The sequence below is a fragment of the Salmonella sp. K21076 genome (assembly GCF_039650795.1).
GTDB lineage: Bacteria > Pseudomonadota > Gammaproteobacteria > Enterobacterales > Enterobacteriaceae > Salmonella > Salmonella enterica.
Map to the genome: position 1 here is coordinate 44,990 of NZ_JBCLYA010000048.1, position 20,065 is coordinate 65,054.

Annotated in this window: 18 protein-coding genes; 14 read left to right on the forward strand and 4 right to left on the reverse strand. The window is 48.8% G+C overall.

Translation table 11 applies throughout. The features are described from left to right. Nucleotides 1-162 precede the first annotated feature (162 nt). From AAYN39_RS16945 to pspG, 3 genes are all read left to right on the forward strand, one after another. Nucleotides 163-1,473, forward strand: coding sequence for a conjugal transfer protein TraF (locus AAYN39_RS16945; protein WP_001039344.1), 1,311 nt, complete (start codon nucleotides 163-165; stop codon nucleotides 1,471-1,473). A gap of 87 nt (nucleotides 1,474-1,560) precedes the next feature. Then, nucleotides 1,561-2,559, forward strand: coding sequence for a tRNA dihydrouridine(20/20a) synthase DusA (dusA, locus tag AAYN39_RS16950; RefSeq protein ID WP_001182236.1), 999 nt, complete (start codon nucleotides 1,561-1,563; stop codon nucleotides 2,557-2,559). A 167-nt stretch (nucleotides 2,560-2,726) separates the two neighbouring features. Next, nucleotides 2,727-2,969, forward strand: a complete 243-nt coding sequence (pspG, locus tag AAYN39_RS16955; RefSeq protein WP_000891414.1) for an envelope stress response protein PspG — start codon at nucleotides 2,727-2,729, stop codon at nucleotides 2,967-2,969. A gap of 174 nt (nucleotides 2,970-3,143) precedes the next feature. Here the strand turns inward: pspG and AAYN39_RS16960 are convergent, their stop codons facing one another. Next, nucleotides 3,144-4,127 (reverse strand): quinone oxidoreductase, encoded by a 984-nt coding sequence (locus tag AAYN39_RS16960; RefSeq protein ID WP_000235562.1) that lies wholly within the window; start codon nucleotides 4,125-4,127, stop codon nucleotides 3,144-3,146. A 64-nt stretch (nucleotides 4,128-4,191) separates the two neighbouring features. Here AAYN39_RS16960 and dnaB point away from each other — a divergent pair, with 64 nt between their 5' ends. The 6 genes from dnaB (at nucleotide 4,192) to AAYN39_RS16990 (ending at nucleotide 9,901) form a co-directional block, all read left to right on the forward strand. After that, a complete protein-coding gene (gene dnaB / locus AAYN39_RS16965; RefSeq protein WP_000918353.1) occupies nucleotides 4,192-5,607 on the forward strand; it encodes a replicative DNA helicase in 1,416 nt (471 codons plus the stop codon). A gap of 31 nt (nucleotides 5,608-5,638) precedes the next feature. Next, nucleotides 5,639-6,718 carry an alanine racemase gene (alr, locus tag AAYN39_RS16970; protein ID WP_001147297.1) on the forward strand — a complete coding sequence of 360 codons (1,080 nt, stop codon included), beginning with the start codon at nucleotides 5,639-5,641 and terminating at the stop codon, nucleotides 6,716-6,718. A gap of 185 nt (nucleotides 6,719-6,903) precedes the next feature. After that, nucleotides 6,904-8,097: an aromatic amino acid transaminase gene (gene tyrB, locus AAYN39_RS16975; RefSeq protein ID WP_000486904.1), complete on the forward strand. Its 1,194-nt coding sequence runs from the start codon at nucleotides 6,904-6,906 to the stop codon at nucleotides 8,095-8,097. A 186-nt stretch (nucleotides 8,098-8,283) separates the two neighbouring features. Next, nucleotides 8,284-8,997, forward strand: coding sequence for an acid phosphatase AphA (aphA, locus tag AAYN39_RS16980; protein WP_000724436.1), 714 nt, complete (start codon nucleotides 8,284-8,286; stop codon nucleotides 8,995-8,997). Nucleotides 8,998-9,125: 128 nt separating this feature from the next. Next, nucleotides 9,126-9,542, forward strand: a complete 417-nt coding sequence (locus tag AAYN39_RS16985) for a secondary thiamine-phosphate synthase enzyme YjbQ (protein WP_000270393.1) — start codon at nucleotides 9,126-9,128, stop codon at nucleotides 9,540-9,542. A gap of 2 nt (nucleotides 9,543-9,544) precedes the next feature. Next, entirely contained in the window at nucleotides 9,545-9,901 is a 357-nt protein-coding gene (locus AAYN39_RS16990; protein WP_000155664.1) for an MmcQ/YjbR family DNA-binding protein, read from the forward strand. Here the strand turns inward: AAYN39_RS16990 and AAYN39_RS16995 are convergent, their stop codons facing one another. The 3 genes from AAYN39_RS16995 to uvrA all read right to left on the reverse strand — a co-directional run bounded on the left by AAYN39_RS16995 (nucleotide 9,902) and on the right by uvrA (nucleotide 13,639). Continuing rightward, nucleotides 9,902-10,240 carry a hypothetical protein gene (locus tag AAYN39_RS16995; protein ID WP_000146604.1) on the reverse strand — a complete coding sequence of 113 codons (339 nt, stop codon included), beginning with the start codon at nucleotides 10,238-10,240 and terminating at the stop codon, nucleotides 9,902-9,904. Further along, complete coding sequence (locus tag AAYN39_RS17000) at nucleotides 10,227-10,682, reverse strand: lipoprotein (protein WP_000432193.1); 456 nt, start codon at nucleotides 10,680-10,682, stop codon at nucleotides 10,227-10,229. Before AAYN39_RS17000 ends, AAYN39_RS16995 begins: the two co-directional genes overlap by 14 nt. Before the next feature lie 131 nt (nucleotides 10,683-10,813). After that, nucleotides 10,814-13,639, reverse strand: a complete 2,826-nt coding sequence (uvrA, locus tag AAYN39_RS17005) for an excinuclease ABC subunit UvrA (RefSeq protein WP_000357724.1) — start codon at nucleotides 13,637-13,639, stop codon at nucleotides 10,814-10,816. Between the two features lie 247 nt (nucleotides 13,640-13,886). Here uvrA and ssb1 point away from each other — a divergent pair, with 247 nt between their 5' ends. The 5 genes from ssb1 to siiD all read left to right on the forward strand — a co-directional run bounded on the left by ssb1 (nucleotide 13,887) and on the right by siiD (nucleotide 20,058). Beyond that, nucleotides 13,887-14,417, forward strand: a complete 531-nt coding sequence (gene ssb1, locus AAYN39_RS17010; protein WP_000168329.1) for a single-stranded DNA-binding protein SSB1 — start codon at nucleotides 13,887-13,889, stop codon at nucleotides 14,415-14,417. A gap of 1,052 nt (nucleotides 14,418-15,469) precedes the next feature. Further along, nucleotides 15,470-16,102 (forward strand): SPI-4 type I secretion system auxiliary protein SiiA, encoded by a 633-nt coding sequence (gene siiA / locus AAYN39_RS17015; RefSeq protein ID WP_000389235.1) that lies wholly within the window; start codon nucleotides 15,470-15,472, stop codon nucleotides 16,100-16,102. Beyond that, nucleotides 16,099-17,487, forward strand: coding sequence for a MotA/TolQ/ExbB proton channel family protein (locus tag AAYN39_RS17020; protein WP_000875187.1), 1,389 nt, complete (start codon nucleotides 16,099-16,101; stop codon nucleotides 17,485-17,487). Before siiA ends, AAYN39_RS17020 begins: the two co-directional genes overlap by 4 nt. Then, nucleotides 17,477-18,784, forward strand: coding sequence for an SPI-4 type I secretion system protein SiiC (siiC, locus tag AAYN39_RS17025; protein WP_010989277.1), 1,308 nt, complete (start codon nucleotides 17,477-17,479; stop codon nucleotides 18,782-18,784). Before AAYN39_RS17020 ends, siiC begins: the two co-directional genes overlap by 11 nt. After that, nucleotides 18,781-20,058 carry an SPI-4 type I secretion system protein SiiD gene (siiD, locus tag AAYN39_RS17030; protein WP_001081932.1) on the forward strand — a complete coding sequence of 426 codons (1,278 nt, stop codon included), beginning with the start codon at nucleotides 18,781-18,783 and terminating at the stop codon, nucleotides 20,056-20,058. The genes siiC and siiD overlap by 4 nt, the downstream gene beginning before the upstream one ends. Nucleotides 20,059-20,065: the final 7 nt, after the last annotated feature.

Sequence of the window (20,065 nt, forward strand, 5' to 3'; positions counted from 1 at the left end):
TCGCCTGCTAAGCTTTTCCGCGCCAGTATTCTCATCTATACATAATGAGGGTCGATATTATAACAACAGGATTTAACATCACTATTTCACAGCAATAGTTCGCCTCTGTCCGGTAAAGCGTGGCGGAGGGATTACTTCACCTGATAATAAGATGGGCTAACTGTGAACAAAAACGTCAAACTTTCACTGATTGCTATCGCGGTCTCGCTTTTTATGACAAAGCAGGCGGGCGCCGCCAATACCTGGACGGAAGCGCGTAATGACGCAATGGGCGGGACGGGCGTTGCGTCCGCGAATTATGGCAGCGGAGTACTATTAAATCCGGCGTTACTGGCAAAAGCCAAACCGGAAGACAATATCACTGTTGTCCTTCCTGCGGTCGGCGTCCAGATTACGGATAAAGACAATCTCCAGGATGAAATTGACGATATCAGCGATAAAGTGGATTACTACGATGAGGTCGTCGATAACCTTACGCTGGGGCAAATTCTGCTCAATCCGCGAGGCGTGCTGAATCAATTTCAGGGCGCCGCGCGCGACCTGGCCGATGAGCTGGAATATCTCAACGGAAAAACCGCCCGCGCCAATGCCGGCGCCGGGTTGGCGGTAAGTATTCCAGGGCAAACGCTTTCCGTGGCGTTTATCGCCAAAGGTTATGCGCATGGGCGCGTGAGTTCGTCCATTGATCAGAACGATATTCAGTATCTGCGCGATATCCAGCATGATGAACGTGTCGCGCTTCGTGAAGCAGGACGCGCTGCTTTGCTGGGGTCTGACGAAATTACAAAGCATTTAAACTCTACCGCGTTGGGGCGGGTAGCGATTGTATCTGACTACGGTATTGCGCTGGCGAAGCAGTTTGTGGTGGGCGAGGTGCCTGTTTCCATTGGCGTTACGCCAAAACTGCAAAAAACCTGGCTCTATAACTACACCACCTCAATTTATAACTACGACAGTAGCGACTGGAATAGCAGCCGTTATCGCAATGACGATACGGGTTTTAACATTGATGCGGGGCTTGCTGCCGATATCGGTGAAAACTGGACGTTGGGGCTGAGCGGGCAAAATCTGGTATCTCGCGATATCGATACGAAAGATATTTACATCACTAATGGTATGACGGGAGAAACCACCAACTACAAAGAGACATACCAAATCCGCCCCCTGGTTACCGCGGGCATCGCATGGCATAACGATTTGCTGACCGTAAGCGCCGATGGCGATCTGACGGAAACGAAAGGCTTTAAGAGCGAAGACAATTCACAGTACGTTGGCGTCGGCGCTGAAGTTCGACCGTTGTCATGGCTGGCGGTGCGCGCAGGGTATCGTGCGGATGTGAAAAATAACGATAGCAATGTGGTTACCGGCGGTCTTGGCTTTGCGCCCTTTAACCGTGCGCATCTCGATTTAATGGGACTGTACGGCGAAGATGAAACCTGGGGGGCAGGCGCGCAGCTTACAATGACATTCTGAGGTGCTTTCACCGGAGGCGCTACGCCTCCGGTTTAGCGTTATGCTATAGTAACGCCCCTTTTTTAACCGGATGCTTATTTATTCGCCATGCAGCCTGAAACCCAGTCCTCCGCTTTACCTGCTTATCGCTTCTCCATCGCGCCTATGCTCGACTGGACGGACAGACATTGCCGCTATTTCCTGCGTTTGCTGTCTCGCCAGACGCTGCTCTACACCGAAATGGTGACCACGGGCGCGATTATTCACGGTAAGGGTGACTATCTGGCTTATAGCGAAGAAGAGCATCCGGTCGCTCTACAGCTTGGTGGAAGCGATCCGGCTCAGCTTGCGCATTGTGCAAAGCTGGCGGAAGCGCGTGGCTACGATGAAATTAACCTCAACGTGGGGTGCCCTTCCGATCGCGTGCAAAATGGTATGTTTGGCGCCTGTTTGATGGGCAATGCGCAACTGGTCGCCGATTGTGTTAAAGCCATGCGTGATGTCGTCTCGATTCCGGTGACGGTAAAAACCCGCATTGGTATTGACGATCAGGACAGTTATGCGTTCCTGTGTGATTTCATTAATACGGTTTCCGGTCAGGGCGAATGCGAGATGTTTATTATCCATGCGCGCAAAGCCTGGCTTTCTGGCTTAAGCCCGAAAGAAAATCGTGAGATCCCGCCGCTGGATTACCCGCGCGTCTATCAGCTAAAGCGGGATTTTCCGCACCTGACCATGTCCATTAACGGCGGCATCAAATCGTTGGAAGAGGCGAAGGAACACTTGCGCCATATGGATGGCGTCATGGTTGGCCGCGAAGCTTATCAGAATCCGGGTATACTGGCCGCGGTGGATCGGGAGATCTTTGGCGCCGATACCACCGATACCGACCCGGTTGCGGTGGTTCGCGCGATGTATCCCTATATTGAGCGTGAATTGAGCCAGGGAGCGTATCTGGGGCATATCACTCGCCATATGCTGGGGTTGTTCCAGGGTATCCCCGGCGCGCGACAGTGGCGTCGCTATCTGAGCGAAAACGCCCATAAAGCTGGCGCGGATGCTGCTGTACTGGAGCAGGCGCTAAAACTGATAGCAGACAAGCGTTAAAAGTTCGCCAAAAATTAGTCAATCTCACCACGCTCTGCGCAGTTTTGCAGGGCGTTTTCTTTATATATCAAAAACATAAATATTGGCATGATTTTTGTAATAGCTTACCTGACCAAACCCGGTAAGCGCCGTGCCGCCGGGCAATGCCATCTTTATGGGGAGCGACTATGCTGGAACTACTTTTTGTGCTTGGCTTTTTTCTGATGTTAATGGTGACGGGCGTCTCCTTGCTGGGCATTCTGGCCGCGCTGGTTGTAGCGACTGCCGTCATGTTCTTGGGCGGAATGTTCGCCCTGATGATCAAGCTGTTACCGTGGCTACTGCTGGCGGTGGCTGTGGTGTGGGTGATCAAAGCAGTAAAAACGCCAAAAATCCCACAGTATCAGCGCAATAACCGTCGGTTTTACTAAGGTATTGAGCGGTTCGTCACAACCTGGAACTTTGCCGTCACAAGCAAATAGGAATCGATTATTAAATCTGTCATGATTGCGCAGGTAACGAATTCATCGCGCTGTACCCTACATACAGCCGAACAAAAAAAGAAAGGGCTTCCCGGGTGGAAGCCCAATTTCTTTGCAGAGCTATTACGGAATCAGCAGGCTTGAGCCCTGTGTGGCCCGGCTTTCCAGCACCTCATGCGCGCGACGGGCATCTTTTAACGCATAGCGTTGATTTTCAGCCACATCAACTTTAATCACGCCGCTGGCGATCAATGAGAACAATTCATTGCTGGCTTCGGTCAGTTCTTCACGCGTCGTAATATACCCCTGTAGTGAAGGTCGCGTGGCATACAGGGAACCTTTCTGATTCAGAATACCTAAATTCACGCCGGTGACGGGGCCGGACGCATTGCCGAAACTGACCATCAGTCCCCGACGTTGCAGGCAGTCCAGTGAGGCTTCCCAGGTATCTTTCCCCACGGAGTCATAGACCACGCGGACTTTTTTGCCGCCGGTGATCTCTTTTACCCGTTCGACAATGCTCTCCTCACGGTAATTAATCACCTGCCAGGCGCCGGCGTCCAGCGCCCGCTGCGCTTTTTGCGCGCTACCGACGGTACCGATAAGCTTCGCGCCCAGCGCTTTCGCCCATTGGCAGGCGATCAGACCGACGCCGCCCGCAGCGGCATGAAACAGGAAGGGTTCGTCGGGTTTCACTTCATAGGTTTTGCGCAACAGGTAAAAAACGGTCAATCCCTTGAGAAAAGAGGCTGCCGCCTGTTCGAAAGAAATGGCGTCAGGCAAAATCGCGGCTTTATCTGCGGGGACGTTATGGACGGAACTGTAAGCGCCGAGCGTTGACTGCGCGTAGACGACGCGATCGCCCACGCGAATGTGCTCCACGCCGCTGCCGACTTTACTGACCACACCCGCAGCTTCGGTTCCCAGGCCCGCAGGCAACGACGGGGGCGGATAGAGTCCGCTACGGATATAGGTGTCGATGAAGTTGATACCAATGGCTTTGTTCTCAACCTGGATTTCGTGTTCCGCCGGTTCCGTTGGCGTAAACTCCACGGTCTGAAGCACTTCCGGACCACCATGCTTGTGAAATTCAATACGCGTTGCCATGCTTCCTCCAAAAGAAATGTGGTAATCTTTCGACCCAATCACTATCTCGGTAACTCCATTCACTATGGCAGGAAATAAACCCTTCAACAAACCACAGACTGATGCCCGCGACCGCGATCCGCAGGTTGCCGGGATAAAAGTGCCGCCGCACTCGATTGAAGCGGAACAGTCGGTGTTGGGCGGTTTAATGCTGGATAACGAGCGCTGGGACGATGTGGCCGAGCGCGTGGTGGCGGAAGATTTCTATACCCGCCCGCATCGCCATATCTTTACGGAGATGGGGCGCTTGCAGGAAAGCGGCAGTCCTATCGACCTGATTACGCTCGCGGAATCGCTGGAGCGGCAGGGCCAACTGGACAGCGTCGGCGGTTTCGCCTATCTGGCGGAGCTGTCTAAAAACACGCCAAGCGCGGCGAATATCAGTGCTTATGCGGACATTGTGCGCGAACGCGCCGTGGTCCGCGATATGATCGCGGTGGCGCATGAAATTGCGGACGCCGGTTACGATCCACAGGGGCGCAATAGCGACGAACTGCTGGATCTGGCGGAGTCGCGCGTCTTCCAGATCGCGGAAAACCGGGCCAACAAAGACGAAGGTCCGAAAAGCATCGACCAGATTCTCGACGCCACCGTGGCGCGTATTGAGCAGTTGTTCCAGCAACCGCACGATGGCGTTACAGGCGTGGATACCGGCTATCAGGATCTCAATAAAAAGACGGCAGGATTACAGCGTTCGGATTTGATTATCGTCGCGGCGCGTCCCTCCATGGGTAAAACCACTTTTGCGATGAACCTCTGCGAAAATGCGGCGATGTTGCAGGATAAACCAGTACTGATCTTCAGCCTGGAGATGCCCGGCGAACAGATCATGATGCGTATGCTGGCCTCGCTGTCCCGCGTCGATCAGACACGTATTCGTACCGGTCAACTCGATGATGAAGACTGGGCGCGAATCTCCGGCACGATGGGCATTCTGCTGGAGAAACGCAATATGTATATTGACGACTCCTCAGGTCTTACGCCGACAGAAGTCCGTTCGCGCGCGCGGCGTATTTTCCGCGAACATGGCGGGTTAAGTCTGATTATGATCGACTACCTGCAATTGATGCGTGTGCCGTCGCTTTCTGATAACCGTACTCTGGAAATCGCCGAAATTTCTCGCTCGTTGAAAGCGCTGGCGAAGGAACTCCAGGTGCCGGTCGTGGCGCTATCGCAGCTTAACCGCTCCCTGGAACAACGCGCGGATAAACGTCCGGTGAACTCCGACCTGCGTGAATCCGGCTCTATTGAACAGGATGCCGACTTAATTATGTTTATCTACCGTGATGAGGTTTATCACGAGAACAGCGACTTAAAAGGCATTGCTGAAATTATTATTGGTAAGCAGCGTAACGGTCCTATCGGTACGGTTCGTCTGACGTTCAATGGTCAGTGGTCGCGCTTCGATAACTATGCGGGACCGCAATACGATGATGAGTAACTCTCCGTCATTCTTTTAACAAGGAATTCAAATGCAAGCGGCAACAGTCGTCATTAACCGCCGCGCTCTGCGACACAACCTGCAACGTCTGCGTGAACTGGCGCCTGCCAGTAAGCTGGTTGCGGTGGTGAAAGCGAACGCTTATGGACACGGTCTTCTGGAGACCGCGCGAACGCTCCCTGATGCTGATGCTTTTGGCGTGGCGCGTCTTGAAGAGGCTCTACGTCTGCGAGCGGGCGGGATTACGCAGCCTATCCTGCTGCTGGAGGGTTTTTTCGACGCCGCCGATTTGCCTACCATTTCCGCGCAATGTCTGCATACCGCCGTACATAATCAGGAGCAGCTTGCCGCCCTGGAGGCGGTGGAGCTGGCGGAGCCGGTAACGGTCTGGATGAAGCTGGATACCGGTATGCATCGTCTCGGCGTGCGTCCCGAAGAGGCGGAGGCGTTCTACCAGCGTCTGACGCACTGTAAAAATGTACGCCAGCCGGTGAATATCGTCAGCCATTTTGCCCGTGCGGATGAGCCGGAATGCGGCGCTACCGAACATCAGCTCGACATTTTTAATGCCTTCTGTCAGGGTAAACCCGGTCAGCGCTCTATTGCCGCGTCTGGCGGTATCCTGCTGTGGCCGCAGTCTCACTTTGACTGGGCGCGTCCGGGCATCATTTTGTATGGCGTATCGCCGCTGGAGCACAAACCTTGGGGGCCGGATTTTGGTTTTCAGCCGGTGATGTCCTTAACTTCCAGTTTGATCGCGGTGCGTGACCACAAAGCGGGCGAACCGGTGGGCTACGGCGGGACATGGGTGAGTGAGCGCGACACGCGCCTGGGCGTGGTGGCGATGGGTTATGGCGATGGCTACCCACGAGCGGCGCCTTCCGGTACGCCAGTACTGGTCAATGGTCGTGAAGTCCCGATTGTCGGGCGGGTGGCGATGGATATGATTTGCGTGGATTTGGGGCCAAACGCGCAGGATAACGCGGGCGATCCGGTGGTCTTATGGGGTGAAGGTCTGCCGGTTGAACGTATCGCTGAAATGACAAAAGTAAGTGCTTACGAACTTATTACGCGCCTGACCTCAAGGGTGGCAATGAAGTATATTGATTAAATGCGCGGCGGGCCGGGTGGCGCTTGCGCTTATCCGGCTTGTATCGCGCATGGGCTGCAGGCCGGATAAGACGTTCACGCCGTCATCCGGTAATATGCGCATCCACCACAACATCCTCTCGATCTTCTCGTCCTTCCGGTTTATTGTGTTATTTCCTGCCCTCTGTAAACCTGGAGAACCATCGCGTGTTTCAAAAAGTTGACGCCTATGCCGGCGATCCGATTCTTTCACTGATGGAGCGTTTTAAAGACGACTCCCGTCACGACAAAGTAAATCTGAGCATTGGCCTGTATTACAACGAAGACGGGATTATCCCACAGCTCAAAACGGTGGCCGAAGCCGAAGCCCGGCTTAACGCGCAGCCGCATGGCGCCTCGCTGTACCTGCCGATGGAAGGACTCAATACTTATCGCCATACTATCGCGCCTTTGCTCTTTGGCGCCGATCACCCGGTTCTTCAGCAACAGCGCGTGGCCACTATCCAGACATTAGGTGGTTCAGGCGCGCTGAAAGTGGGCGCGGATTTTCTGAAGCGTTATTTCCCCGACGCAGGCGTATGGGTGAGCGACCCTACCTGGGAAAACCATATTGCGATATTTGCCGGGGCAGGATTCGAAGTGAGTACTTACCCCTGGTATGACGACGCGACTAACGGCATCCGTTTTAACGATCTGCTGGCCACGCTGAATACGTTACCTGCGCGCAGTATCGTGCTGCTGCACCCCTGTTGTCACAACCCGACCGGGGCGGATTTAACGCCTTCGCAATGGGATGCGGTGATTGAGATAGTGAAAGCGCGCGATCTGATTCCGTTCCTTGATATTGCCTATCAGGGGTTTGGCGCAGGCATGGACGAGGATGCTTACGCTATTCGCGCCATTGCCAGCGCCGGGTTACCTGCGTTAGTCAGTAATTCTTTTTCGAAGATTTTCTCGCTGTATGGCGAGTGCGTCGGCGGCCTGTCGGTGGTGTGTGAAGATGCCGAAATCGCCGCGCGGGTTCTGGGACAGCTAAAAGCGACGGTGCGCCGAATTTACTCCAGTCCGCCGTGTTTCGGCGCTCAGGTGGTCGCTACGGTCCTGGGCGATGAGGCGTTAAAAGCGAGCTGGCTGGCGGAAGTCGACGCGATGCGTACCCGCATTATATCGATGCGCCAGACGCTGGTGAAAGAGCTGAAGGCGGAGATGCCTGACCGCAACTTCGATTACTTGTTACAGCAGCGTGGTATGTTCAGCTATACCGGGTTAAGCGCGGAGCAGGTCGATCGGTTGCGCGATGAGTTTGGCGTTTACCTGATTGCCAGTGGCCGCATGTGTGTCGCTGGGCTTAATGCTTCAAATGTACACCGCGTGGCGAAGGCATTTGCCGCTGTCATGTAATATTCAGGCCGGACGGCGATAACAGTGCTCTCCGGTCTGACAATAGCTGTTGTGATCATCCTCTTTTTTCGTAACAAAACCGCAAATAATCCTTCCTTTTGACCGTTACTGGCGTTATGGTCAGATAGTTTTTTGACCAAAGACTCATCTTAATAATTATAATATTTTGAATTTTAAGGGAAAAGCATGAAAAAAATAACCCTGGCGCTGAGCGCCGTCTGTTTATTGTTTACGCTAAACCATTCCGCGAATGCGTTAGTATCTTCCCCTTCGACGCTCAATCCGGGCACTAATGTTGCAAAACTCGCGGAACAAGCACCTGTCCATTGGGTCTCTGTCGCCCAGATTGAAAACAGCCTGACCGGACGCCCGCCGATGGCGGTCGGCTTTGATATTGACGACACCGTGTTATTTTCCAGCCCCGGATTCTGGCGCGGAAAGAAAACCTATTCCCCGGACAGCGACGATTATCTGAAAAATCCGGCCTTTTGGGAAAAAATGAACAACGGCTGGGATGAGTTCAGTATTCCAAAAGAAGTGGCCCGACAGCTCATTGATATGCATGTTCGCCGTGGCGACAGTATTTACTTTGTCACTGGTCGTAGTCAGACGAAAACGGAAACTGTGTCGAAAACGCTGGCGGATAACTTCCATATTCCGGCGGCGAATATGAATCCGGTGATTTTCGCCGGCGATAAACCGGGACAAAATACGAAAGTCCAGTGGCTGCAGGAGAAGAACATGCGTATCTTCTACGGCGATTCGGATAACGATATTACCGCAGCTCGTGATTGTGGTATCCGCGGTATTCGTATCCTGCGCGCGGCTAACTCCACCTACAAACCGCTGCCGCAGGCAGGAGCGTTTGGCGAGGAAGTCATTGTCAACTCGGAGTACTAAAAATCAGGAGAGCGACAGGCTCTCCTTTTTTGCATGATTTTTGCACAAACTTGCCCCGCTGGCTTTTACCTTTTCCAGACTTGCTGCACACTATTCAGGAGACGTTTGTTTTTAGGAAGGAGCAGCCTATGTGGTATCAGCGCACCATTACACTGAGCGAGAAGCCGCGCGGGTTTCATCTAATAACAGATGAAATTACCGATAAATTGTCTGGCTTACCGCCTGTCGAAACGGGTTTGCTGCATCTGTTGTTGCTACATACCTCGGCCTCGCTGACGTTAAACGAAAACTGCGATCCCACCGTGCGCGCTGATATGGAGCGCCATTTCCTGAAAACCGTTCCCGATAATGCGGCGTATGAACATGATTACGAAGGGGCGGATGACATGCCTTCGCATATTAAGTCGTCAGTATTGGGCGTCTCGTTGCTGCTGCCTGTACGCCAGGGGCGTTTACAGTTAGGAACATGGCAAGGTATCTGGTTGGGAGAGCACCGTATTCACGGCGGTCCACGTAAAATCATCGCGACACTACAAGGGGAATGATAATGACCATTTCGGAATTACTGCAATACTGCATGGCAAAACCTGGCGCAGAGCAGAGCGTTCACAGCGACTGGAAAGCGACGCAAATTAAAGTGGAAGATGTACTTTTCGCGATGGTAAAAGAAGTTGATGGGCGCCCGGCAGCCTCTCTCAAAACCAGCCCGGAACTGGCAGAGTTGTTACGCCAGCAGCACAGCGATGTTCGATCGAGTCGGCACCTTAATAAAGCGCACTGGAGTACGGTCTATCTGGACGGCTCGCTGCCGGATTCACAACTCTATTATCTGGTCGATGCCTCTTATCAACAGGCGGTAAATGCGCTGTCGGAAGATAAACGCAAGCAGTTGCCGCAGTCCTGATTATAGCGCGCCGACCAACAACGCCAGGGCGATATCAATGAGGTGGATGACCGTAGACCGGATACGGCTGCCGAGGGCAATTTGCGCATTATTGGCGCGTAGCCTGGCGAGGTCCCGCTGTCCTTCCAGCAGAATAATCATATCGTCGTCGTCCAGCCAGCCGCGAGCATGTTCCTGAAGCGCGCGGGCGATAAACGCGGCGGACTCGCGGATACCGTCGTCGCTGTCTTCTCTTGCCTGCTTATACGTCTGGATAAACTCGGCAATTGCCGAGGAGGCTACAGGATGTTCGGCCCGGGCGGCAGTAAACAGGTTACGTATTTCGTTAATAGACGCCATTTTCTTCTCCCTGAGTGCAGCGGGCGCCCCAATGCAGACACTCACCCTGTATGGCTAATTTCCAGACCTGATTATTTTGCTGTTGGTATCTCTCAGCCTGGATGTAAGTAAGTGGTTGCTTACATTTCATAACCCGCGCATAAAGACGCAAATAGTGATTTTTCAGCAGCGCCAGATTATCGAGTCGGTGTTTATCCCCACCTTGACGGGCGACCCGCTCAGCCTGAAAAAATGTCTGGCGGATATCGCGGTCATCTTTGAGCAGTGTCTCTTTTTGCCACGGTATTCGCGCCGCGTCCTGCAGGAAGCGGGTTGAGCGCGCTTGTAATAGCGTCAGTTGTTGAAAAGCCACGGCGCTAAAGCGGTCAGGCAGCGTACAGGCGGCTAAAAACAGGCACAGCAGTAGTGTGATTGCGTAGGGCAACTTCATGGTGTTTTCCATAACAGACCGTTTGCGCTATCACATGTCAGAGCGAGGCGGCACGCAAATCACAAATGCTCAACACGGATACAATGAGGTGGGATGAGGAAAAATGATGCCGCTTCCCGGCGAATCGGAAAGCGGTGTGAAGGTTATTTGAGCATAGGTTTAAGGAAGCGGGCGGTATGCGACGCCTCGCACTCCGCCACGGTTTCCGGCGTACCGGCGACGAGAATTTCGCCGCCGCCGCTGCCGCCTTCCGGGCCGAGGTCGACAATCCAGTCCGCCGTTTTAATGACGTCCAGGTTGTGTTCGATCACCACGATGGTGTTGCCCTGATCGCGCAACTGATGCAGCACGTCAAGCAACTGCTGAATATCGGCAAAGTGCAGGCCGGTGGTCGGCTCGTCGAGAATATACAGCGTCTGCCCGGTGCCACGTTTCGACAGTTCGCGCGCCAGCTTCACGCGCTGGGCCTCGCCGCCGGAAAGCGTCGTCGCCGACTGACCAAGACGGATATAGGTCAGCCCCACGTCCATCAGCGTCTGCAGCTTACGCGCCAGCGCCGGAACCGCATCAAAGAACTCACGCGCTTCTTCAATGGTCATATCCAGCACTTCGTGGATGGTCTTGCCTTTGTACTTAATCTCCAGCGTTTCCCGGTTATAGCGCTTGCCTTTGCACTGGTCGCACGGCACGTAAATATCCGGCAGAAAGTGCATTTCGACTTTAATGACGCCATCGCCCTGGCACGCTTCGCAGCGACCGCCGCGCACGTTGAAGCTGAATCGCCCTGGCGTGTAGCCGCGCGAGCGAGACTCCGGCACGCCAGCAAAAAGCTCACGAACCGGGGTAAAGACGCCCGTATAGGTCGCCGGGTTGGAACGCGGGGTGCGCCCGATCGGGCTCTGGTCGATATCGATCACTTTATCGAAATGTTCCAGCCCCTGAATATCCCGATACGGCGCCGGTTCGGCGATAGTCGCCCCGTTTAACTGACGCTGGGCGATGGGGAACAGCGTATCGTTAATCAGCGTCGATTTACCGGAACCCGAGACGCCGGTGATACAGGTAAACAGCCCTACCGGTAGCGTAAGGGTCACATCTTTCAGGTTGTTGCCGCGCGCGCCGGTGAGTTTGAGCACTTTTTCTGGATTTGCCGGCACGCGTTGTTTCGGCACTTCAATTTTGCGTTTACCGCTCATGTACTGGCCGGTCAGCGATTCCGGTACCGCCATAATGGCTTCCAGCGGGCCTTCCGCCACCACCTCGCCGCCGTGAACGCCCGCGCCGGGGCCAATATCAATCACATGGTCGGCGGCGCGGATGGCGTCTTCATCGTGTTCCACCACAATCACGGTATTGCCAAGATTGCGCAGATGAATCAGCGTACCCAGCAGCCGTTCGTTATCGCGCTGGTGCAGACCGATGGACGGTTCATCCAGCACATACATCACGCCGACTAACCCGGCGCCTATCTGGCTCGCCAGACGAATACGCTGGGCTTCGCCGCCGGAAAGCGTCTCTGCCGAGCGGGAGAGCGTGAGATAGTTCAGGCCGACGTTCACCAGAAACTTGAGGCGATCGCCGATCTCTTTTAGCACTTTTTCGGCGATTTTCGCCCGTTGCCCGGAAAGCTTGAGATTAGTGAAAAAATCCATCGCATGGCCAATGCTCATATCGGAAATAGCAGGCAGCGGCGTATTTTCCACAAATACATGGCGCGCTTCGCGATTCAGTCGCGTTCCTTCACAGCTGGCGCAGGGGCGATTACTGATGAATTTCGCCAGCTCTTCGCGCACCGCGCTGGATTCCGTCTCTTTATAACGGCGCTCCATATTATGCAGCACGCCTTCGAACGGATGGCGGCGCACGGAGGTATCGCCGCGATCGTTCATATATTTAAATTCGATGTTCTCTTTGCCGGAACCGTACAGCACGACTTTGTGTACGTTGGCGCTGAGGCTTGCCCACGGCGCATCCACGTCGAACTTATAGTGTTCCGCCAGCGACTTGAGCATTTGAAAGTAGTAAAAATTGCGACGATCCCAACCACGAATCGCGCCGCCTGCCAGCGACAGGTCGGGATTCTGGATCACGCGGTCCGGATCGAAATATTGCTGAACGCCGAGCCCGTCACAGGTCGGACAGGCGCCTGCCGGGTTGTTGAACGAGAACAGACGCGGTTCCAGCTCGCGCATACTGTAGCCGCAAATCGGGCAGGCAAAATTGGCGGAGAACAGAAGCTCCTCCGCTTTCTCATCGTCCATATCGGCAACAACCGCCGTGCCGCCGGATAATTCCAGCGCCGTTTCGAACGACTCCGCCAGGCGTTGGGAAAGATCGTTACGAACTTTGAAGCGATCGATCACCACCTCAATGGTATGTTTCTTTTGTAGCTCCAGCTTCGGCGGATCGGAGAGATCGCAGACTTCGCCGTCAATACGGGCGCGAATGTAACCCTGGCTTGCCAGATTTTCCAGCGTTTTGGTGTGTTCGCCTTTACGCTCTTTAATAATCGGCGCCAGCAGCATCAGGCGTTTGCCTTCCGGCTGCGACAGCACGTTATCGACCATCTGGCTAACGGTTTGCGCCGCCAGCGGCACGTCATGGTCCGGACAACGCGGCTCGCCCACGCGGGCAAACAGCAGGCGCAGGTAGTCGTGGATCTCGGTAATAGTACCCACCGTAGAGCGCGGGTTGTGCGATGTCGATTTCTGTTCAATTGAGATCGCGGGCGATAGCCCCTCAATATGGTCGACATCCGGTTTTTCCATGAGCGACAAAAACTGCCGCGCGTAAGCGGAGAGCGATTCAACGTAACGACGCTGCCCTTCGGCATACAGAGTGTCGAAAGCCAGTGAGGATTTGCCTGAACCCGAAAGCCCGGTCACGACAATCAGTTTGTCGCGGGGGATGACGAGGTTAATATTTTTGAGATTATGGGTGCGGGCGCCCCGAACTTCGATCTTATCCATTCACCTTTCCCGGTAGAGACTCGGATGCCTGGTTTGTTTGAAGGACAAACGGCAGAAACGGCTAATTATGACACAATTTAACCTGTTTGAATATACAGTATTGGAATGCATCTTCAGCTAAAGTATGCAACAATATGAGGTTCGCGCGAGTGACCTGGAACCTGCATCGCAGCTATTAAAATGCTACGTGGAAATGGTACACTCACGCGTTTACACTATTTATGAAACGTATTCAGGAGACTCAATTATGGCCAGCAGAGGCGTAAACAAGGTGATTCTCGTTGGTAATCTGGGCCAGGACCCGGAAGTACGCTATATGCCGAGTGGCGGTGCTGTCGCCAACTTAACGCTGGCTACTTCTGAATCCTGGCGCGATAGGCAGACCGGCGAAATGAAAGAGCAGACTGAATGGCACCGGGTGGTGATGTTCGGCAAACTGGCGGAAGTGGCCGGCGAATATCTGCGTAAAGGTTCTCAGGTGTATATCGAAGGTCAATTGCGTACCCGCAAGTGGACCGATCAGAGTGGCCAGGAACGCTATACGACTGAAATTAACGTTCCGCAGATCGGCGGCGTGATGCAGATGCTGGGTGGTCGCCAGGGCGGCGGCGCACCGGCAGGCGGTCAGCAGCAGGGGGGTTGGGGTCAGCCGCAACAACCTCAGCAGCCGCAGGGCGGTAACCAGTTCAGCGGCGGCGCGCAGTCGCGTCCACAGCAATCCGCGCCAGCGCCGTCTAACGAACCGCCAATGGATTTTGACGACGACATTCCGTTCTGATTTTTGGTAAAAAACTCAAAGCGTTATTTGCATTTTCGCTATAGTTCTCGTCTGCTGAAATGCCTGGTGTAAACCAGGCATTTTATTACCTGGTATTATTGTCTTAGTATCCCTTTCAAAAAAGAGAAGCGCATATCTCACGGAATGACTTACGGAAAAATGTCGCTTATCGCCTCTGGCCGACTCGCCTCGGCACATCATTATCCAGCCGAAGTTCATAAATGTACTGCAATAACCCGGATTGTCTTAAATATGAAAGAGAAATCTCATCTGCAAAATATATAATTTATAGCCATTTTTTGACAACAAAAAGATATTATAAAATAACGGTAGAGAATGGTCGGTATTATCAATAGTTAATTAAATGCTTGCTTTAGCTTGTGATGAGCTCAAATATGATATGTGTATCTTGCTTTATTTTTAATTGCTGAAGATAAAATTGTTACTTATAGCTGGCTTTATATAAAAAATGGTTTTATTTGTGTATTTTTTTACACAATTCTGATTTTTTACTCCCCACTTATTATATTTTCAATGATTTAAGTTATATTGAAGTCCCTATGACCCTATGTTTTAATTGTGAAAATTCATTTTATCCTCTGGAGGCAAATTTATTAAATACGTATGGTTATAACGCGTATTAAAAAGAAATATGTCCTTAAAATGATTTAGAGTTTCAATGATTAGCTAACAAATCTATTTATCGGCGGGTGGTTTTAATTTGCTGATGACTATTTTTTATTTATGAGCTGAGAGCTTATGCGATACCTATTATTGGGGAAGATATAGTTAGTGCAATAATTGATGTCTACCTAATTAAAAAAATGAAGAGTGTTTTTAATTAAAGCACTCATCTTTGTTGTGGGCGCATAAAAATGGCGTCGTTGTTTTTATTTTTCTGATTACGAGATGTAAGAAAACTGAAATCTATAAAGCGTATTGGTAGCAGGAAGCCAAGGGTGGTAGCGTTCACTTTCTGAATAAGTTGAGCATCCTTTATCCTTTCTAATCCACAAAAACATTTTATTCACAATGTAATATCAGGAGACAACATGGAAGACGAAAGTAATCCGTGGCCTAGTTTTGTTGATACATTCTCTACGGTATTGTGCATTTTTATATTTCTTATGTTGGTGTTTGCACTTAATAATATGATTATTATGTATGACAACTCAATTAAAGTTTATAAAGCAAATATAGAGAATAAGACTAAATCTACTGCTCAAAATAGCGGAGCCAATGACAATTCAAATGCTAATGAAATAGTTAATAAAGAAGTGAATACTCAAGATGTGTCGGACGGAATGACTACAATGTCAGGTAAGGAGGTTGGAGTATACGATATCGCCGATGGTCAGAAAATTGATATAACATCTACAAAAAATGAGCTTGTTATTACGTATCATGGCAGGCTGAGAAGCTTTTCTGAAGAGGATACTCATAAAATAGAGGCTTGGTTAGAAGACAAAACTAATAGTAATTTATTGATAGAAATGGTTATTCCTCAGGCAGACATCTCTTTCTCTGACTCTTTACGACTGGGATATGAACGGGGAATTATTTTGATGAAAGAGATTAAGAAGATATATCCTGATGTAGTTATTGACATGAGTGTTAACTCCGCAGCATCAAGTACAACGAGTAAAGCTATTATCACGACTATTAATAAAAAGGTGTCAGAGTGAAATATATAAATCATTATCGCTATTTGTTTGTCTGTTTTTTCCTTGCCATACTCCCTTTTTTCGCTTTATCTTTTCCCGGTATAAGAGAGTATGTTTTTGATAATTTTATGGTTTCTGCAATTTACAATGGAGTCATTATTGCCATTTATATTACAGGTTCTTTGTGTGCATTATTCACTATTCTTAAAAATATTTCAGCAAAAGACATATTAATAGCTCAGGACGCCAGTAGAAAAAATAGCATTCTTTCTAACCTCAATCAGGTTTTGTTTGCCGGGGAACCCAAACAGTGTGATTTCAATTTACTGATGGAATTAGATGACAATGTGTCTACCGCCCGTAACCAACGATTGTCATTTATTATGAGCTGTAGCAATGTGTCGACGCTTGTTGGCCTGTTGGGGACGTTTGCGGGTCTGTCTATTACGATTGGTTCAATCGGGAACTTATTGAGCTCGCCATCAGATGTTGGCGGTGATAATGCAAGTAATACACTCAATATGATTGTGACAATGGTAGCGTCGCTTTCTGAACCATTGAAAGGGATGAATACCGCATTTGTATCTTCTATCTATGGTGTTGTTTGCGCCATACTCCTGACCTCACAAAGTGTTTTTGTTCGCAGCTCCTATTCCCTTGTTTCTACAGAGATCAAAAAATTAAAAATCATAAGTAACAGATCCAATAATAAACAACGAAGCCTGCGGGTTGAATCAGAGACGCTTGTAGAATTTAAAGAGTTGTTTAAAGCGTTTTTTGATAACTACCTGACAGTTGAAAACTTACGGACGCAGGATGAAGAAAAGAAACGAGTGATGCTATCAGATAGCTTTGTCACTTTGCAAAACCGACTATTGGATAACTCAGCAAAACTGGAACAACTTTCTACGCTGATTGATGGTTATCTGGTAAGCAATAACGAAAATACCAAAAAATTAGTTGACGGTGTAATAACAATTACCTCTCGTTTATCTGAAGGTAATACCCTGCTTGCTGATAATAATGCACGACTGGAGGCAATGAGTACAATACAAAATATTATAGACAAAAAGAATGATTCAATAATGGCATCAGTTGATAAATGTTATCAGGAATCTTTTTCACATGGTAAGACCATAAACGATATTGCCGCTGGCAGTGCCGATATTTCTCATACTCTCGATGGGCTGAGAAAAGAAATGGATGAGGATATGAATAATGTTCATTTAGCGCTATCCGATCTATCGGCTACTGATAAAAAGATTATTGCCAATACTAAAGAGATTAGTGCTGAAATGGTTAGCTATCGTGATACCTATATGCCATTAATGGAAAAAATAACATCTATGCATCAGGAAATAGTAAAGCAACGTTTGTTAAACAAGGAGGAAAAAAATGAAGATTAAGATGTTTTTTCTGACGACTGCTTTTATTACACAAAGCACATACGCCAGCGAGCTTCCGGTCATTCCTCTAAGAGATTTAGTTAATGCCGCATTAACGCATCAGCCCTCTGTTGCTGTTTCATATTATGAGACTGAAAAGAAAAACAGTGACTTAGATCTTTCACGGGCAGCACTTTATCCTACCCTGGATCTAACCTCTGGCCTTAATAATAACAGAAAGGAGTCGTCAGGTACCGAGAGAAACGTTGAAAATAAGGTATCTTTATCATACCGAATAACGGATTTTGGAGTGAGGGGGGCTAATATCAGGAAATCTGAATACGAAAGAGATAATAGTAAAACTGACTATGAAAAAACAAAGAATATAGTGTCTCAGGAGGTTGTGACAACCTATTACAACATCAGTAAATATCGTGAAATGATTGATGGCGTAAATCTGGAGAAAGAGTTTTATAAAAAGATGCTGGAAACTTTTTCGCTACTGGTATCTTCCGGTGTAGCTATGCAATCTGATATGCGTAAAGTACAAGTATCTATCGATGCATTAAATACCAGAAGTATTATGTATCAGTCGATGCTGGATGATGAAATGTATAAAATGCAGAATATGACTGGTCTGAATTTATCACCAGATCAGATTCAAAGCGATGAAAAATTCAACCTCTTCAAAAAATATATCTTTGTCGAAAGCCCTGAAAAACTTATGGACATGGTGATGAAATACAACGATGACTATAAGATGCTTGTCAATACCCGAAAAGCTGCGACCGAAGATATTAATGCCGCAAAATCATCCTATTTTCCGACTGTAGATCTCGTTTCCAGCTATGTACAGAATAATCCGAGCGGTAGTGCCAAAAAAAGTGATTATGAAGATGAATTTAAAACGGGTATCAATGTCAGTTTCAACATTTTTAATGGGTTTAGAAATGCAGCCCAGGAAAGAAAAATGGTGGCAAGTTACTCGCAGGCTAAGCTGCAAATTGACGATTTCTTGATTAAAACTCGTTATAACATTGATTCACAACTTTCAAAATACACCGCTGCAAAAGAGACTTACTCAGTGGCGGAACGTTCACATACAAACGCGTTACAGCTTACTGAATTATATGAGCAGGAGTTTCAGTTAGGGCAAAAAAGTTTGCTTGATTTAATTTCAAGCCGTAATGAAGCATTTCAGGCATATGTAAGCATGATCGACAGCAAATATAGCCTGTATATTTTAAAGCTACAGCAACTCTCATTGATTTTTCATTTAATGGATTATTTAAAAAGTGAGTTAAATGTAATGAAATGAATAGAAGACAAAGCGATCATCTCATGATGATAATTATTTCTTTGACGATCTTAATTATTATCCTTACCTACTTTATAGAAATTAATTCAGTGGTTCATGGTCAGGGTGTTATCACTACTAAAGATAATGCTCAGTTAATATCTCTTTCTAAAGGAGGGACGATACAAGATATTTATGTGGCCGAGGGGGATACTGTAAAAAAAGGAGAACTCCTTGCAAAGGTCGTTAACTTTGATCTGCAAAAAGAATATCAAAGGTATAGAACTCAAAAAGGGTATCTGGATAAAGATGTTAACGAAATATCTTTCATTCTTGATAAAGAAAATGAGAGTGGATTGATTACCCTGGATGGCACCCGTTCTTTAAGCAACAAAGAGGTAAAAGCGAATATTGAATTAGTGCATAGTCAGATAAGAGCTAAAGAGTTAAAAAAAACCTCTCTTGATTCTGAGATTAGCGGATTACAAGAGAAGCTAAGTTCGAAAGAAAAAGAACTAGCATTGCTTGCCGAAGAAATAAATATTCTTTCTCCACTGGTAAAAAAAGGAATTAGCCCATATACCAATTTTCTTAACAAGAAACAGGCGTATATAAAAGTTAAGTCTGAAATTAATGATATTGAAAGTAGCATCACTTTAAAAAAAGATGATATTGAGCTGGTTGTTAATGATATTGAGGCGCTTAATAATGAATTGCGATTATCTTTATCTAAAATAATATCTAAAAATCTTCAGGAACTTGAGGTTGTTAACTCTACATTAAAAGTAATAGAGAAGCAGATAAATGAGGAGGATATCTATTCACCGGTTGACGGTGTAATTTATAAAATCAATAAAAGTGCCACTACTCATGGTGGTGTGATTCAGGCGGCGGACTTACTTTTTGAAATAAAACCAAAAGTAAGGACTATGCTGGCCGATGTGAAAATACTACCAAAATACCGTGACCAAATATATGTAGATGAAGCCGTTAAGCTAGATGTCCAGTCAATTATTCAACCAAAGATAAAATCGTATAATGCGACTATCGATAATATTAGCCCTGACTCTTATGAGGAAAATACCGGAGGAACAATTCAGCGTTATTATAAAGTAATTATTGCATTCGATGTTAATGAAGATGATTTACGGTGGTTAAAACCAGGTATGACTGTTGACGCCAGTGTAATTACCGGAAAACACAGCATTATGGAATACCTGTTATCTCCTTTGATGAAAGGCGTGGACAAAGCCTTTTCAGAACCAGTTAATACTAAACGATTAGATACACCTTGAGAGTGAA